Here is a 15,065-nt window from a genome sequence, read left to right as displayed (position 1 = left end):
CCCTTTAGGGGGTTAGGGGGCTAAAGTATTATCTTCTCTATTGGCATTACCACAATGCCCTGCGCGCCGGCCTGTTTAAGCTGACTTATACGGCTCCAGAAATCGCGCTCTGGTATAACGGTGTGTACCGCTACCCAACCTTCTTCGGCCAAAGGTAAAACCGACGGACTTTTAACGCCCGGAAGCAGATCAAGCACACCTTGGAGATTAGCCTTTTCAACATTCAATACCACGTATTTAGTTTCCTTGGCACGTAGCACTGATTGTATTCGTTGGATCAGTTCCTGTATCAGTTCATCGTTCTCGCTGCCTTTTGAGCCGATCAATACCGCTTCTGACGACATCACATCAGCAAATGGTTTTAAGCCATTGCTTTTTAAAGTACCTCCGGTTGATACCAAATCACAAATGGCATCGCTCAAACCTAAGCCCGGCGAAATTTCAACCGAACCTGAAATGGTACGGATCTCTGCCTGAATGTTTTCTTTTTTCAGGAATTTGCTTAGTATAGCAGGGTAGGTGGTGGCTATTGATTTGCCGTTTAATCCGGAAAGATCGGTTATATCACTGTTGTTGGTAACGGCTATTTTAAGCGAGCATTTACCAAAGCCTAAGCGTTGAAGGTAGGCTACAGAAACTTCAGTTTCTTCAATTACATTCTCGCCAACAATACCTAAGTCGGCAATGCCATCCTGCACGTATTCTGGAATATCATCATCGCGAAGGAAAAGAATTTCGAGCGGGAAATTAGAAACTGGAGAGATAAGCGAACTTTTATAGTTTTCGAAGCTGAGTCCGCAATTTTTTAATAATTCAACAGATTTTTCGTTGAGCCGACCCGATTTTTGGATCGCTATTTTAAGTGTTTTCACAAAATTTGGTATTAATTATTATAATAAAAATATAAGCCGGGGTTGTTATTTCACGTAGAAACATACATTATCTATTCATCACCAGGCGGTGATGATGCAATTGCAGATGATGTAAGTTGAACAATCCCATTTTTATTATTACGAGTAGTAAACTATAACCGCATCAGTTAACGGACAAGTGCTGCAAATATAGGCAGTTATTTAAAAAATCAAAACGCGACGTTGATTTTTAAGATTTTGGGGATTTATGGGTGAGCAGTGTGTTGTCATCATACGTCGCACAACTCTACACATTTTTTCAATGTAGCTAATTGTCCTTTTTCCTTTGGAATGAATTCCTGAGCTACATAGCCTTTATAGCCGGTATCTAAAATAGCTTTCATAATGGCAGGGTAGTAGAGTTCCTGTGTTTCGTCAATTTCATGTCGGCCGGGCACGCCGCCGGTGTGGTAGTGGGCAAAGTATTTGTTATGTTTTTTTATGGTGGCTATCACGTCGCCCTCATCAATCTGCATGTGGTAAATGTCATATAACAGTTTAAAGTTTTCAGAACCTAAACGATTACATAATTCAATACCCCATTTAGTATTATCACACTGGTAATCTTTATGGTCAACCTTGCTGTTTAGTAGTTCCATCACTAAGATAACTTTGTGCTGTTCGGCAAGCGACAGCAGCTGTTTTAACCCGTCCACACAGTTTTGCCGACCTTCTTCATCTGTTTTACCACGCCTGTTTCCGCTAAAGCAAATCAAGTTAGTATAGCCCGCTTTAGCTACGCGGGGTATCATTTCGCTGTAACGTTTTATTAACTCGGTATGGAATTTTTTATCGTTAAAGCCGTCAACCAGATTGATCTCGGCCCCATTACACATGGAAGAGTGTAAGCCATAATTTTTAAGCGTATCCCATTCATCCGGCCCTACAAGGTCTATGGCTTTTAAGCCTATCTTCTTTCCTTCGGCACAAAGCGTTTCTAACGGTATTTCGTTGTAGCACCACCTGCATACAGCGTGGTTAATATTACCTTTTAGTTGCATGGTTGATGTTTTGTTTTCTGACGACAGCGGAGCGCCCAATAAGTTATTTACAGACAGTGCCGCGGCTCCGGTAAGCATGCTTTTTATGGTTGCCCTGCGATTGAGTTTCATGTAAGTTAATTTAAGTTTACGCAGATATCTGCCCTAATTGGTTACACTAAAGTAGTAAATGTTTTGTTGTAACAGACAGCGGTCCTTTAAAAGTGTACAATCGCAATCGATTGCTTTTCTATCAGTACTTTTACAAAAAATGACGATTTAGAGGCACTATTTGCCATGGAAAAGCCCATATTTGCGTAACTAAATATAAAGCTTAAAACATATACCCAAAAACAATTTATGACACTGATAGCTGACAATTTTATAGGATTTAAAAACAGCGCCAAGGGCGAAAAGTCTTTCCAGGCTTTTGTACCGGCAAAAAACGAATACCTGCCTGAAAAATTTACCCAGGCTACAGAGGAAGAATTTGAAGAGGCAATAAGCCTGGCAAGAAAAGCATTCCCAATTTACCGCGAAACTTCATACGAGCAACGTGCCAAATTTTTAGATGCTATTGCCGACGAAATAATGGCCCTTGGCGACGAACTTTTAGAGAGATGCAGTGCTGAGTCTGGTTTGCCAATTGCACGTATCACTGGTGAGCGTGGCAGAACCTGTGGTCAGTTAAAATTATTTGCACAATTATTGCGCGATGGATGGTGGGTAGATGCACGTATTGATACTGCACAGCCTGACCGTCAACCACTTCCAAAATCAGACATTCGCAGAATATTAATTCCACTTGGTGTTGTAGCTGTTTACGGTGCAAGTAACTTCCCGTTAGCATTCTCAACTGCAGGTGGCGATACCGCTTCTGCATTAGCCGCAGGTTGCCCTGTTGTTTGTAAATCACACTCATCACACCCTGGTACCAATGCGTTGATCAGCTCGGCAATTATTAAAGCTGCGCAAGCTACCGGCATGCCAGAAGGTGTGTTCTCGTCGTTATATTTAAACCACGAGCATTCTGTTAAATTAGTTCAGCATCCTGTTATCAAAGCTGTTGGCTTTACAGGCTCACGCCATGTAGGTATGACCTTGTTTAACGCTGCAGTTAACCGTCCGGAGCCTATCCCGGTTTATGCGGAAATGAGCGCTATCAACCCTGTTGTTTTATTTGAGAATGCTTTACAAACTCAAAAAGAAAAAATTGCTAAGGCACTTTCAGGTTCGGTTACTTTAGGCGTTGGTCAGTTTTGCACTAACCCGGGTTTAGTATTATTGGTAGAGAGTGAAGCCAGCAAAGCATTCATTGAATCTTTCGCAAGCGAGTTTGTTAACACTGTACCCGGTACCATGTTGAACAAAAACATCTGCAAAGCATACGCAGGTGGTATTGAGCAATTAAAGGGCGCTAAAAATACTACATTGGTTGCTGAGGCCACTACTGATGCCAACGCTGATAAGGCAGAGGCTCGTCCGTCAGCATTCCAGACTACTGCTGCCGAATTCATCACTAACCCGGCATTATCTGAAGAGGTTTTTGGCCCGGCTACCTTATTTGTAGTTTGTAAAGACGACGCTGAATTAGCTACTGTATTAGAATCATTAGAAGGACAGTTAACTGCTACCGTTCACGCTGCTGAAGGCGATAAAGAGGCTTTACTACCTGTAGTGAGCATCATTACGCAAAAAGCGGGTCGTGTTATATATGGTGGCTACCCGACAGGTGTTGAGGTTTGCCACTCAATGGTTCACGGCGGTCCGTTCCCATCAACCAGCAACGCTGCATCTACTTCGGTAGGTACAGGCGCTATCCTTCGCTTTGTTCGTCCGGTAGCATTCCAGGACTTCCCTGATGATCTGCTTCCTGATGCCTTGAAAAAGGACAACCCATTGAATATTTTGCGTTTAGTTGACGGAAAATGGACTACAGATAAAGCATAATCTGTTAATACATGTTACGAAAGCGGCACACCAAAATGTGCCGCTTTTTTGTTGGTTTATTGTTATGTGTTTACTTTAATTTAACTCTGTTTATTATATTTGGACTTAACCAATTAGTGCCTATGTCTATCCTTCCTAAAGTGTACAGCGCGCTGTTTTTGTTTTGCTGCTTGTTTGCAAAAGTGGCTTTCACTCAAGCCCAACCGGCCACGCTTCAAGTAAATTTAAATAAAGAGGTTGGCGATATGTATCCCATGTGGGCCTGGTTTGGCTATGATGAGCCTAATTATACTTACATGAAGGATGGCAAGAAATTGCTGAGCGAACTGGCAGCTTTAAGCCCGGTGCCGGTGTATGTGCGGGTACATAGCATGCTGGTTACGGGTGATGGTGTGGCCAAATTAAAATGGGGCTCAACTAATGCCTATACTGAAGATGCCAATGGCAACCCAATTTACAACTGGCGGCTGGTAGATAGTATCTACGATACCTATATCAAGCGCGGTATAAAACCCTTCGCGCAAATTGGATTTATGCCTGAGGCTTTGTCAACCCATCCACAACCTTATAAACATAATTGGACGCCCGGTGGCAAGGAATCTATCTACACGGGTTGGGCCTATCCGCCTAAAGACTATAACAAATGGGCCGAACTGGTTTACCAATGGGTAAAGCACTCGGTAGATAGATACGGTAAAAAGGAAGTGGAAAGTTGGTATTGGGAGCTTTGGAACGAACCGAACATTGAATACTGGAAAGGCACACCCGAAGAGTTTTTTAAGCTTTATGATTATACCGTTGATGCCGTTAAGCGCGCGCTGCCAACTGCTAAAATAGGCGGGGCGGATGTGGCAGGTACAGGCGGGAAGGGCGGTACCAAATTTTTGACTGATTTTTTAACGCATTGTGTATCGGGTACCAATTATGTAACGGGCAAAGTAGGTACGCCTATTGATCTGGTATCATTCCATGCCAAAGGAGCCCCAACACTGGTTAACGGCGTGGTGCGCATGAATGTGGGTACACAAATGCGCGATATTCAGAAAGGCTTCAGTATAGTTAAATCTTTCCCTACGTTGAAGGATCTGCCTATCATGATAGGTGAGTCTGATCCTGAAGGATGCGCAGCCTGTGGTATGGTTACCAGTCCGCAAAACGCTTATCGTAATGGTACCATGTACCCCAGTTATACGGCAGCCTCTTTTGCGCGCAAGTATGCGTTGGCTGACCAGATAGGCATTAACTTTAAGGGTGCGGTTACCTGGGCATTCGAGTTTGAAGACCAGCCCTGGTTTTACGGTTTCCGGGATCTGGCTACTAATGGGGTAGATAAACCGGTGCTGAACGTTTTCAGGATGTTTGGCAAAATGAGTGGTAAAAGGGTAGAGGTACAGGGCAACCGCATGTATCCGCTTAAAACTTTTGTTGATTCAAGCGCGCGTGGCCCCCAAACAGATATTGGTGGTTTGGCGGCTAAATCGGCCAAGGGCGCTACGCTGATGGTGTGGAACTATCACGATATGGATTTACAAGCGGCTGCTGAGCCTGTTGAAGTGACTTTTAACGGACTCAAAACCGGTACAGTTACTCTGACTCAATATTTAGTTGATGCAACACACAGTAACTCTTACGAAGTTTGGAAAAAAATGGGCTCGCCTCAAAATCCAACAAAAGAGCAGATAGCCGCTTTAGAAAAAGCCGGTATGCTTGAAACGGTTGGCAAACCTCAAAAGCTCAATGTAAAAAAGGGCAAGCTGTTTGTTAATGCCGCTTTGGCAAGGCAGGGAGTAATGTTGTTAAAGTTGGATTGGTAATACACTAAGCTGTACCACATGAATATGTGACGTGGTAAATATTTAGCTCAACTTTAATATTTTAAGTTGTTGATAATCATTTCTAAATATAAATATATCGTCCCATGGGAAGAAATATGATTAGAAAATTTGTCCATCGCTTTTTTTTGGTCCACCAAATTGGACAGGTTTCAATACACTAAGCGTGTGTCGACTATCCAATCACAATTTATTACATCATTTTTACCAAATGGTAAATGCAGTAAACCGCTTTGTATTTAAATTCGGTTGTGGAAAAACTGATAGAATACATACTTCAATTTGGAAGCCTGAACAAACAACAACTTGAACTTATAAAGCAAAAGGGCAGATTACTTCACCTCAAAAAGGATGAGTATTTCTCTGAAGCCGGTAAGATACCTAAGCAGGTTGGTTTTGTTATAGAAGGCGTGATCAGGGGCTGCTACTACAATAACAAAGGCGAAGAGATTACCCGCTGTTTTATAACTGAAAACAGTATGGTTTGTGATTATCTGAACTTCGAAGCTAACACATCATCCTCTGATTATCTTCAAGCTACTACAGACTGTACGCTTGTTATATTTTCCAAAACCGACTGGGAAGAACTATCGCACATTATTATCGGGTGGGATGCTATCAAAAACAAAATAGTGCAGTTGTGTATGTATCAAAAGTCGCGCAAAGGGCCGGTCATCTCTCAGGATGCCACCACCCGGTATCTGGCTTTTATGGACAATTATCCTGCGCTTATCAATCGTGTACCGTTAGCTTATGTTGCTTCATATCTGGGGGTAACGCAACAATCGCTTAGCCGCATCCGCAAAAATATAAGGTAGTTATTTTTACCATTTGGTAAATGGTTCCACCGGTGAATCACTCAATTTTGTTCCGTAAATAAAAAATAAATGATCATGAAAACTGCATTAATTACAGGAGCTAATAAGGGTATAGGATTTGAAACTGCCAGACAGCTTTTACAACAAGGATTTTTTGTGTTTGTTGGAAGTCGTGTTTTAGAAAATGGCCTGCAGGCGGTTGAACAATTAAATAGCGAGGGCCTGACCAACGTTGAGGCTATTCAATTGGATGTTACCGATCTTCAGTCTGTTAGCGCTGCTAAAGATGAGGTCATGAGAAAAACCAATGTGTTAGATGTTTTGATCAATAATGCAGGCATTAACGGAGGTAGGGCACCTTACACCGTTTTGGAAGCTCAAACAAATGAGTACCTCAATGCGCTTCAAACCAATGTTATTGGCGTAGCCAACGTAACGCAAGCTTTTATTCATCTATTAAAAACCGCATCCGAACCAAGGATTGTTAATGTTAGTACCAGCGTGGGTTCGCTTACGCTGCAAAGCGACCCTGCATGGCCGGCTTATAATTACGCTAAATATGGAGTTTACGCCATATCAAAAGCCGCTTTGAACATGTATACAGTACAGTTAGCCTATGAGCTGCGCGATACCAATATCAAAGTGAACGCAGTTTGTCCCGGACTAACAAAAACCGATTTTACCTTTTTTAATGGCGGGGAAGTTAGCGTGGCGGCCAATAGAATTATAAAGTACGCGTTAATTGATAACGACGGACCTACAGGTAAGTTTTTTAGTGAAGAAACCAATCCTGATACAGGTTTAATTCCGTGGTAGCCTTTTTTGTTATATATTATAAACTAAGAGAATGACCGAATTTTGGGAGCAGGCGTTTAGAAACAAACAGGAGATATGGGGCGAAGGCCCCACCAACTCCGCGGTTGCCGCCGCTAAAATATTTAATGATAATGGGTTTAACAACGTACTCATTCCCGGCATAGGGTATGGTAGAAATGCGCAGCCGTTCCTCAATTTCAACATGGATGTAACCGGTGTTGAAATATCAGAAACTGCTATACATTTGGCAGAAAAACATTTTGGAAATGTTGTAAAAATCTATCATGGGTCGGTTACCGATATGCCGTTTGATAATGTAAGCTATGATGGTATATTTTGCCATGCGCTTATCCATTTATTGAACAAAGCGGATAGAAAAAAGCTCATTGCTGATTGTTACAGGCAACTGGCCGAAAACGGATTAATGTTTTTTACTGCTATCACAAAAAAATCGCCTACATACGGACAGGGCATTTTAATTGCCAAGGACACATTTGAGCAGTTTGGCGGCTTAAATATGTTTTTTTATGATGAAGACACGATAGCGGAAGAGTTCTCCGCTTATGGTTTGTATCAGGTTGATGAGATAACAGATAATTATCCGTTCCACTTCATTCAATGCGGAAAGAGCTCATAAAGTACCTGTATAATTCCTATAAGCCTAATCAAAGGTTAACTACTTGGTAACCGTATATTTAAACACCTCTCTGGCTATCCGTCCGTTATTGTCTATGCCTTCAATGGTTATGATATACTTGCCCGGTGTTGCGGAGGTTAAATAATCGACGTTTGCTGTACCGTTGATATCTGTAGTAACATTTGGATTCCAGTAAACGGTTGGACGCCATTTTTCTCCTTCTGTAGATTTTAGAGCATGGTATTCATCCGGGTAATCAATCCCGTTTTCAAACCTGTAGCGTCGCAGGCCCGGCATTTTGGTTGATCCCGGTTTGTAATGCTCCTGCTCATAAGCCCAGTAATCTATATCGCCACTTTTCGTGGTGATGACAATAACCCCGTTGCCGCTGTTCAAGCCATATGCTACCGCGTTGGCGCCTTTAAGTATTTCAACACTGGCAACCGACTGGCTTGAAAGCGAGGTAATGCCATCTTGCCTTTGTACCCCGTCTACATATACCGCCATTTCCCCATTTCCCCGGCCTATAGCATACAGGTAAGCTTTGTGTGTGGTATCGTTAAATCTAACCTGTACATTTCTAAGTTTGATAGCCAGGCACTCGGCTAATGTGGGGGATGTACAATCCAGCAGATCAATAAAGGAGAGAGTTTGGTCTGGTCGGCCGCCTATGTTTGATGATTGCCGGCTCAATTTTTCCTTAAGCGTAGGTTCGGCCTTCTTTTCTTTAATCGTTACTTCTTTAAGCGCTGTACCAATAAAGTTTTTGGTTTTAAGTTCTGTTATCCTGTTGTACATATAATCAATACTTTCAGTCGCGTTGTACAATGTGTCTGCAAATGCTTCGTCTGAAACGGGGAATGACTGACTCTGTTCAACTTCTACAACAAGGTCGTTATTGTTTTTGTCTTTAGATACAATATAATACGGCGTGCCGTTTTTAACAGTTACATTATTGACAGAGAATTTTCCGTTTATATCTGCAATTGTTGTTAAAGCAGGCCCACCGGTAGTAAAAAACACACCTACCATGCTCAGTGAAGCGGGCTTTCCCTTTATGGTAGTCACTTGTCCTTTAATGGTAGATAGGGCGGAGTCGGGCAAGAAAGAACTTTCGCTCTTTTCTGACATATTCGTTGGTTTGTAAGTAAGTAATATGTCATTCAACGTGGCAGCTGTTTGAGTGTTTATATCATTCGTCGTGTTTAATTTAAATGCTCCATTAACTGCATTTGCTGTTAACAGATCTGTTATAATATTATTGTTTTGCGGACCTGCAACATCCGCTTCATTATTAACCGTTACCGTAAAATTGCCTTGAACCGGGTTGTTGTTCTTATCGGTGATCAACAATTTAGCATCAACTTTATCGTAAGGTTTATAGGATGGCTTATTTAATATCAGCCCTATATCCAACTGCTGTTTTTTGCTTTGATTGAATACATATCTGCTGTTAACAACGGTATTGCCAAAGCCGGTTAAACTGAAAAGCAATATCCCTTCGGGCAGATCGTCTTTAGCAACAACAATACTGTCGCTATCGTGTGTTAGTAGTTTCTCAGTTTGATAAACTACGTTTCCCTGTGCCTTTACCAATAATTTAAACTTATCGGCTCCGGTTATATTAGCCGTGTTCAGGTATACAGCAAACTTATCACCAACAGGTTTAACAGCCATAGCAATACCGCTCTGGAGTTGTTCTGGTAAAGCAAAGCGCTTTTCATCTCCGTTAGCCAAAGTTGCTATTGCCCAATATTTACTCTCTTTTTGCGGTATGAAAGAGAAAGTGGCTATTCCTAAATCATTTGTTTCAAATTTAGCCACCCTGCTTCCCTCATCGTTCGCAACGTAACCCGATAGTTTATTTACCGCAGTGCCAAACGCCTGAGCTTTTATGCCGATTTTTGAAGTCACTCCATTTATAATATTTCCACCTTCGGGAAAGAAATCAATCCTCAAACTTTCAGCAATTGATTTAGGCGATCTGTTCACTTTAATAGAAGCGGTAATGGCCGCGTCGGTTCCCAACACACGCAACGCGCGGTAAAATGTTGGCCCGCTGCTTTTGTAGCTGTTGTTGGTATAAATCCTTACCAGGTAGTTGCCTTTTTTTACAAGGCTGTCACGCAACGCAATTGCACCCCAGGCAGATCCGTTATTTAATTGAAAACGCCGACTTTCAACAACGCGTTTCTTGCCATCTATAAGCTCAATTGTACAAAGTTTACTGTCTGCTAATGGTTTGTTATATGCGTCTGTAATGTTTATCTTGAACCATGCTGTGTCACCAACCAAATACCAGGGCCTGTCGGTTTGCAGGTGAATTTTTTCAGTCAGTGTTGCAATATTTACTTTAGTGCTCTTCGTGCTGTTGCTGTTATCAATCTCATAATCATCCGGCATCATATCGCCAACGCGTTTCCAGCCCCAGTAGCCTTGTAGCAGTAAGCTTTGTTCGGGTGATAACGAACCATCTCTATTCAGGATAATATTTCCATTAATGATCTGGTAAATGCTTGATATTTGCGCATTAGCCACAGGTATATTCAAATGTGCACCTGAGTTTAAAAAGCGACCTGGTTCTCCGTTGCGGGTATAGCAAATGTAAAAGCGGGTTGTATCGCCGTCCTTCACCAATAATGGAAATTTTAATATTTTATTGACCCCCACCAATTTAAAGAGTGAGTCGGTTTTCACAGGCTTGAGGTTAGCGCTGTTAATGCTCATGCGTGATACGTTAGTCGAACGGGTTCGTAAACTGGCGGAGGCCGACACATTATAACTACTGTTTGGCGTTAATTCCGAGTCGGCTATTTTGTAAACCTTAAAGCCTTCCTCTTCTACAGTGCCATTAAATAAAGCTTTAAAAAAATGCTGCATGGAACCATCATAAGCCAGCGCGCGATTTTTCTTCCGGTTTTGTTGTTCGCTGTTATTGCTCTGCATATCCTCAAAAAATACTTTGCCATCGTAAGAGAATGTTTGATCATGCTGGTTAAACGCGAATGCGTTTAACAGATAATTGACCTTATAACCAAGACTGCTATTTTCTATTTTAATAAAATCAACTGAGCGGGCGGTGAGCGTTCCGCTGTTTTTGTCATAGAAGAAACGGATCACCTCGGGGTTTAAAATTTTGCTTCCCCTGCCGTTGTCTGATTGTCCCAGGAAAGTTTCACTGAACATCTTTAAATACCGGGCGTGGTTACCATCAGGTTTGGCGGTAACTTTAACCTCGTTCAGCGCTACAGCATCTGTTTTTAGCGTAACGTTAAAATTTACAGAACGGGTTGTTATAGCTATGTTTTTACTTGCAGAAGTAAAACCCAGCATCCGGATAAATACTTCGTAATTGCCTGCAGGCATGCCGCCAATTTTAAAATCGCCATTGTTATTGGTGCTGGTTGCCCACTTTGAGCTGCTGATAAATACAGTTGCGCCGGGTAGGGGAGCGCCGCTTTCATCAATCACTTTTCCGGTAATGCTATATTGTGAAGTATCGATTTTTACCGCAAGCATGTTAAAATTTTTGGACGCGTTTATTGCAGCAATGGAACTATTGCACATTCCAATAAAACCAAATAATAACACAAACTTTATTGCACGGTAAAAACCATGACCTTTAGGCACAATAGCGTGATTTGTTGACATTTTAGGTTGCAGGAAAAAACTTAATTTTTACTGGTTTATAATAATCGGTAAGTAAACTTAAGTTTTTAGTTTGATAAGTGCAAGAGGGTAATAGTAAAGATTAGATGAAGAAGCGTCGCTTACTAATTATTTGTGGTAAGCGCTTAATAACCAAAGATCAAGAGCGCTACAAATCTGTAACAGCTTGCATCAAAAGTTCGGCAGTGGCATCAACTGTTTTGTGAATGATGTCTTCGCAGTTACCATCAAAAACCTTTCTGAAACTAAATGGCTTTCCTTTAACCAATGCATAAACAAACATGGTGCCTACAGGCTTATCTTCGGTTTCGCTACCGCCAGGTGTTGTAAGGCCGGTAACGCCAACCTGTATGTCTGACGGGATCTTAGATCCAAGTCGCTCGGCAAGCTCCTTAGTAACTTCCATTGATTCGGGCGTGTGTTTATCGAACAATTCCTTCGGAACTCCTAATAGAGATACCTTTAGATCTGCATCGTAACAAACAATACCACCTTTTAAAACCTTGCCCGAATGTTCGGTGAGTGCAAACTCAGAGCAAAGCCAACCCGCGGTAGCGCTTTCTGCAAAGGCAACGGTAAGGCCTTTATCAGCCATTAATTTACTGCATTCACTTATTTTACGTTCTGCCATTTGGATACTTCTTTTAGCTATAACAACTGGTATTTGAGGCGGTTTTCATGAGCTTCTTTTCATGCATTTCACGCAACTTCTTATCAATTAGTATAAAATTAACAAACATAATAAGTGTAATAAAAACAATTATATATTTGCAATTCACATTGTTAAACCACCCGTTAACTATTTACATTATGAAATTTTTCTCCGCAGCCGCTTTGAGCCTGTGTTTAGGAGCGTTCACGCTTAACTGTTTCGCTCAGGACGTATCAGTTCAAAGTCCGGATAAGCAATTGAACGTTAGCCTTACCGTTGCCGATGGCAAACCTGTTTACTCTGTTACCTACAAGGGTAAAACCATGATCGAGAAATCGCCTTTGGGATTAATGACCAACGAAGGGGATTTTAGCACCGGCATGAAATACCTGAGCAATACGCAAGGTAACGTTGATAAAAACTACACGCAGGATAAAATAAAACGGTCGCAGATACACTATGTGGCCAATAAGTTGATCTACGTATTGGAGAACGCCAAACAGCGCAAGCTGAATGTGGAGTTTCAGGTAAGTAATAATAACATCGCTTTCCGTTACGAGATAGAGCCAATGGGCGAACGCCTTGCGGTTGTTGTGGAAAAAGAAGCTACCGGATATAAGTTCCCGTCAACTACTACTACGTTTTTATCAAATAATATGTCGCCCATGACGGGTTTTGCCCGTACTGCGCCAAGCTATGAAAGTGCTTACGTGGCAGATGCGCCAATGGTTAAACAGCGCCCCTCAACCGAAGGTTATGTGTTCCCAAGCCTTTTTCATGTGGGTACAGATGGTTGGGTACTATTGTCAGAAACAGGTGTTACCAGCTTGTATTGCGCTTCTCACTTGAGCGAGATGTCTGCTGATGGTGTTTATTCTATTGAATATCCTAACATCAAACAAAATAACGGCTTCGGTTCAACGGGCGCTGCGCTTGCATTACCTGGCTATACTCCATGGCGTACCGTTACTGTAGGCGATAACCTGAAGCCAATTGTTGAAACTACCATTCCGTATGATGTTGTTGATCCTTTGTACGCGGCATCAAAGGTTTACAAATATGGTAAAGGCACCTGGAGCTGGATATTATGGCAAGACAACAGCATGAACTATGATGATCAAGTTAAGTTTATTGACCTGGCAGCTGCGTTGAAATACGAGTTTATTTTGATAGATGCCCTATGGGACAAAAACATAGGCAAAGAGAAAATGGCTCAACTGGTAAAATACGCTGCTTCAAAAAAGGTAGCTGTATTTTTATGGTACAACTCAAACGGGCAGTTTAACGACGCACCACAAGGCCCACGCAACAAAATGAACACTTCTATTGAGCGTAAAAAAGAAATGAAGTGGCTGCGCGATATTGGTGTTGTTGGTTTAAAGGTTGATTTCTGGGGAGGTGATAAGCAGGAAACCATGCGTATGTACGAAGATGTATTATCTGATGCTAATGATTATGGTTTGATGATAGACTTCCATGGCGCTACCTTGCCGCGTGGCTGGGAACGCATGTATCCAAACTACGTAGGCAGCGAGGCGGTAGTAGCTTCAGAAATGGTTTACTTTAATCAAAGCAACAGACAAACTGAAGCGGTTCACGCAACTTTCCATCCATTCATTCGTAACGCTGCGGGTAATATGGAGTTTGGTGGTACATTCCTGAATAAGTACTTAACCAAAAATAACCAGGGTAGGAGCCAGCGTTTAACAACCGATGCTTTTCAGTTGGCTACTGCTGTTCTTTACCAAAACTCGGTACAATTCTTCGCGCTTGCACCAAACAACTTAACTGATGTTCCGGCGTTTGAACTTGATTTTGTAAAGACTGTTCCAACCACCTGGGAAGAGACGGTTTACATTGACGGTTATCCCGGCAAAAGTGCTGTAATTGCACGCCGCTCGCAGGGTAAATGGTACATAGCCGGTGCAAATGCCCAAAAAGAAGTTTTGAAACTTAAAATCAAGTTACCAATGGTAGCAGGTAAAAAAGTGCAGCTTATTAACGATGACGCTGCTAAAACTACCTTCACCAAACAGATAGATATTCCTGCTAATGGTGAGTTGGAAATTGAGATCCAGCCAAACGGCGGTTTCGTAATTAAACAATAACAGTTTAAACAACTTTATAGAAAGCCTTGCCGATCGGCAGGGCTTTTTTTATGGCTTGGTGTAGCATAGCAGCTTAGAATTTCGTTTGAGTTTGGAAATTTGATGATCTAATTTATTATGAAAACAAAGTTTATTCCCTTATTCGCTATTTTGTTGTTCGTTGTAGTATCATGTGGTAAAAATTCTACTAACAATGAGTTTGACAAGAGTTTTGATGCCTGGAAAAGATTCAAAACCGAATCTCAAAACTCTTATAAGTATGCTGTTACAACCGGCTCATTTACGGGTTACGGCACAGAAACTATAATTTATGTACAGAATGGAAAGGTGTTAAAGCGTTCCTTTAAAGCAACGATGCAGGGCCCTGGTTCGCCCCCAACAAGTGTTGTGCAGGAGCAATGGACGGAAGAGGAGGGCAGCTTAAACACACATCAAAAAGGAGCTGCTACCAGAACTTTAGATGAGGTATATACCGAAGCTAAAAATAACTGGCTTAAAAAACGCGCAAAAACAACAACCTATTTTGAAACTAAGAATGAGGGAATGATATCATTGGCGGGGTATGTAGATGATGGCTGTCAGGATGATTGTTTTGTAGGGATCACCATATCTTCTATTATCAAGATGCAATTTTAAGGTAACCAAAAAAGGCCGATCCAAATTTGGAGCGGCCTTAGCTATCAATTGTATTA

General features: G+C 41.8%; 11 protein-coding genes. 7 read left to right on the top strand and 4 right to left on the bottom strand.

Annotated elements, in window-relative coordinates; translation table 11 throughout:
• Positions 1–20 precede the first annotated feature (20 nt).
• Together hisG and CLV57_RS12170 are read right to left on the bottom strand one after the other, a co-directional pair.
• Complete coding sequence (gene hisG / locus CLV57_RS12175) at positions 21–872, bottom strand: ATP phosphoribosyltransferase (RefSeq protein WP_100341676.1); 852 nt, start codon at positions 870–872, stop codon at positions 21–23.
• Positions 873–1,141: 269 nt separating this feature from the next.
• Entirely contained in the window at positions 1,142–2,023 is an 882-nt protein-coding gene (locus CLV57_RS12170; protein ID WP_100341675.1) for a hydroxypyruvate isomerase family protein, read from the bottom strand.
• Positions 2,024–2,251: 228 nt separating this feature from the next.
• Here CLV57_RS12170 and CLV57_RS12165 point away from each other — a divergent pair, with 228 nt between their 5' ends.
• The 5 genes from CLV57_RS12165 to CLV57_RS12145 all read left to right on the top strand — a co-directional run bounded on the left by CLV57_RS12165 (position 2,252) and on the right by CLV57_RS12145 (position 7,944).
• A complete protein-coding gene (locus CLV57_RS12165) occupies positions 2,252–3,841 on the top strand; it encodes an aldehyde dehydrogenase (NADP(+)) (RefSeq protein WP_100341674.1) in 1,590 nt (529 codons plus the stop codon).
• A 122-nt stretch (positions 3,842–3,963) separates the two neighbouring features.
• A complete protein-coding gene (locus CLV57_RS12160; protein ID WP_100342827.1) occupies positions 3,964–5,655 on the top strand; it encodes a GH39 family glycosyl hydrolase in 1,692 nt (563 codons plus the stop codon).
• Positions 5,656–5,924: 269 nt separating this feature from the next.
• The gene (locus tag CLV57_RS12155; protein ID WP_100342826.1) at positions 5,925–6,491 is read left to right on the top strand and encodes a Crp/Fnr family transcriptional regulator; all 567 of its coding nucleotides are present in this window, start codon (positions 5,925–5,927) and stop codon (positions 6,489–6,491) included.
• Between the two features lie 75 nt (positions 6,492–6,566).
• The gene (locus tag CLV57_RS12150; RefSeq protein WP_100342825.1) at positions 6,567–7,307 is read left to right on the top strand and encodes an SDR family oxidoreductase; all 741 of its coding nucleotides are present in this window, start codon (positions 6,567–6,569) and stop codon (positions 7,305–7,307) included.
• Positions 7,308–7,338: 31 nt separating this feature from the next.
• Positions 7,339–7,944 carry a class I SAM-dependent methyltransferase gene (locus tag CLV57_RS12145; RefSeq protein ID WP_100341673.1) on the top strand — a complete coding sequence of 202 codons (606 nt, stop codon included), beginning with the start codon at positions 7,339–7,341 and terminating at the stop codon, positions 7,942–7,944.
• Positions 7,945–7,983: 39 nt separating this feature from the next.
• On the opposite strand, the gene CLV57_RS12140 is transcribed toward CLV57_RS12145, so the two are convergent.
• Positions 7,984–11,595: a carboxypeptidase-like regulatory domain-containing protein gene (locus tag CLV57_RS12140; protein WP_100341672.1), complete on the bottom strand. Its 3,612-nt coding sequence runs from the start codon at positions 11,593–11,595 to the stop codon at positions 7,984–7,986.
• 166 nt (positions 11,596–11,761) lie between these two features.
• The gene (locus CLV57_RS12135; protein WP_100341671.1) at positions 11,762–12,244 is read right to left on the bottom strand and encodes a CinA family protein; all 483 of its coding nucleotides are present in this window, start codon (positions 12,242–12,244) and stop codon (positions 11,762–11,764) included.
• 179 nt (positions 12,245–12,423) lie between these two features.
• Between CLV57_RS12135 and CLV57_RS12130 the strand changes: the two genes are divergently transcribed.
• On the top strand, positions 12,424–14,373 hold the full coding sequence (locus CLV57_RS12130; RefSeq protein WP_100342824.1) for a glycoside hydrolase family 97 protein: 1,950 nt from the start codon (positions 12,424–12,426) through the stop codon (positions 14,371–14,373).
• Positions 14,374–14,490: 117 nt separating this feature from the next.
• Positions 14,491–15,009, top strand: coding sequence for a hypothetical protein (locus CLV57_RS12125; RefSeq protein WP_100341670.1), 519 nt, complete (start codon positions 14,491–14,493; stop codon positions 15,007–15,009).
• Positions 15,010–15,065: the final 56 nt, after the last annotated feature.

This window comes from Mucilaginibacter auburnensis (genome assembly GCF_002797815.1).
GTDB classification, from domain to species: Bacteria; Bacteroidota; Bacteroidia; order Sphingobacteriales; family Sphingobacteriaceae; genus Mucilaginibacter; species Mucilaginibacter auburnensis.
The sequence above is the reverse complement of the archived record's forward strand: the minus strand, read 5'-3'. Positions and strand labels throughout refer to the sequence as shown.

Bases quoted from the DNA above. Each gene is read 5' to 3' on its own strand.
- CLV57_RS12130 (WP_100342824.1), top strand. From the start codon at position 12,424: ATGAAATTTTTCTCCGCAGCCGCTTTGAGCCTGTGTTTAGGAGCGTTC.
- CLV57_RS12160 (WP_100342827.1), top strand. From the start codon at position 3,964: ATGTCTATCCTTCCTAAAGTGTACAGCGCGCTGTTTTTGTTTTGCTGC.
- CLV57_RS12140 (WP_100341672.1), bottom strand. From the start codon at position 11,595: ATGTCAACAAATCACGCTATTGTGCCTAAAGGTCATGGTTTTTACCGT.
- CLV57_RS12145 (WP_100341673.1), top strand. From the start codon at position 7,339: ATGACCGAATTTTGGGAGCAGGCGTTTAGAAACAAACAGGAGATATGG.
- CLV57_RS12125 (WP_100341670.1), top strand. From the start codon at position 14,491: ATGAAAACAAAGTTTATTCCCTTATTCGCTATTTTGTTGTTCGTTGTA.
- CLV57_RS12170 (WP_100341675.1), bottom strand. From the start codon at position 2,023: ATGAAACTCAATCGCAGGGCAACCATAAAAAGCATGCTTACCGGAGCC.
- CLV57_RS12135 (WP_100341671.1), bottom strand. From the start codon at position 12,244: ATGGCAGAACGTAAAATAAGTGAATGCAGTAAATTAATGGCTGATAAA.
- CLV57_RS12165 (WP_100341674.1), top strand. From the start codon at position 2,252: ATGACACTGATAGCTGACAATTTTATAGGATTTAAAAACAGCGCCAAG.
- CLV57_RS12150 (WP_100342825.1), top strand. From the start codon at position 6,567: ATGAAAACTGCATTAATTACAGGAGCTAATAAGGGTATAGGATTTGAA.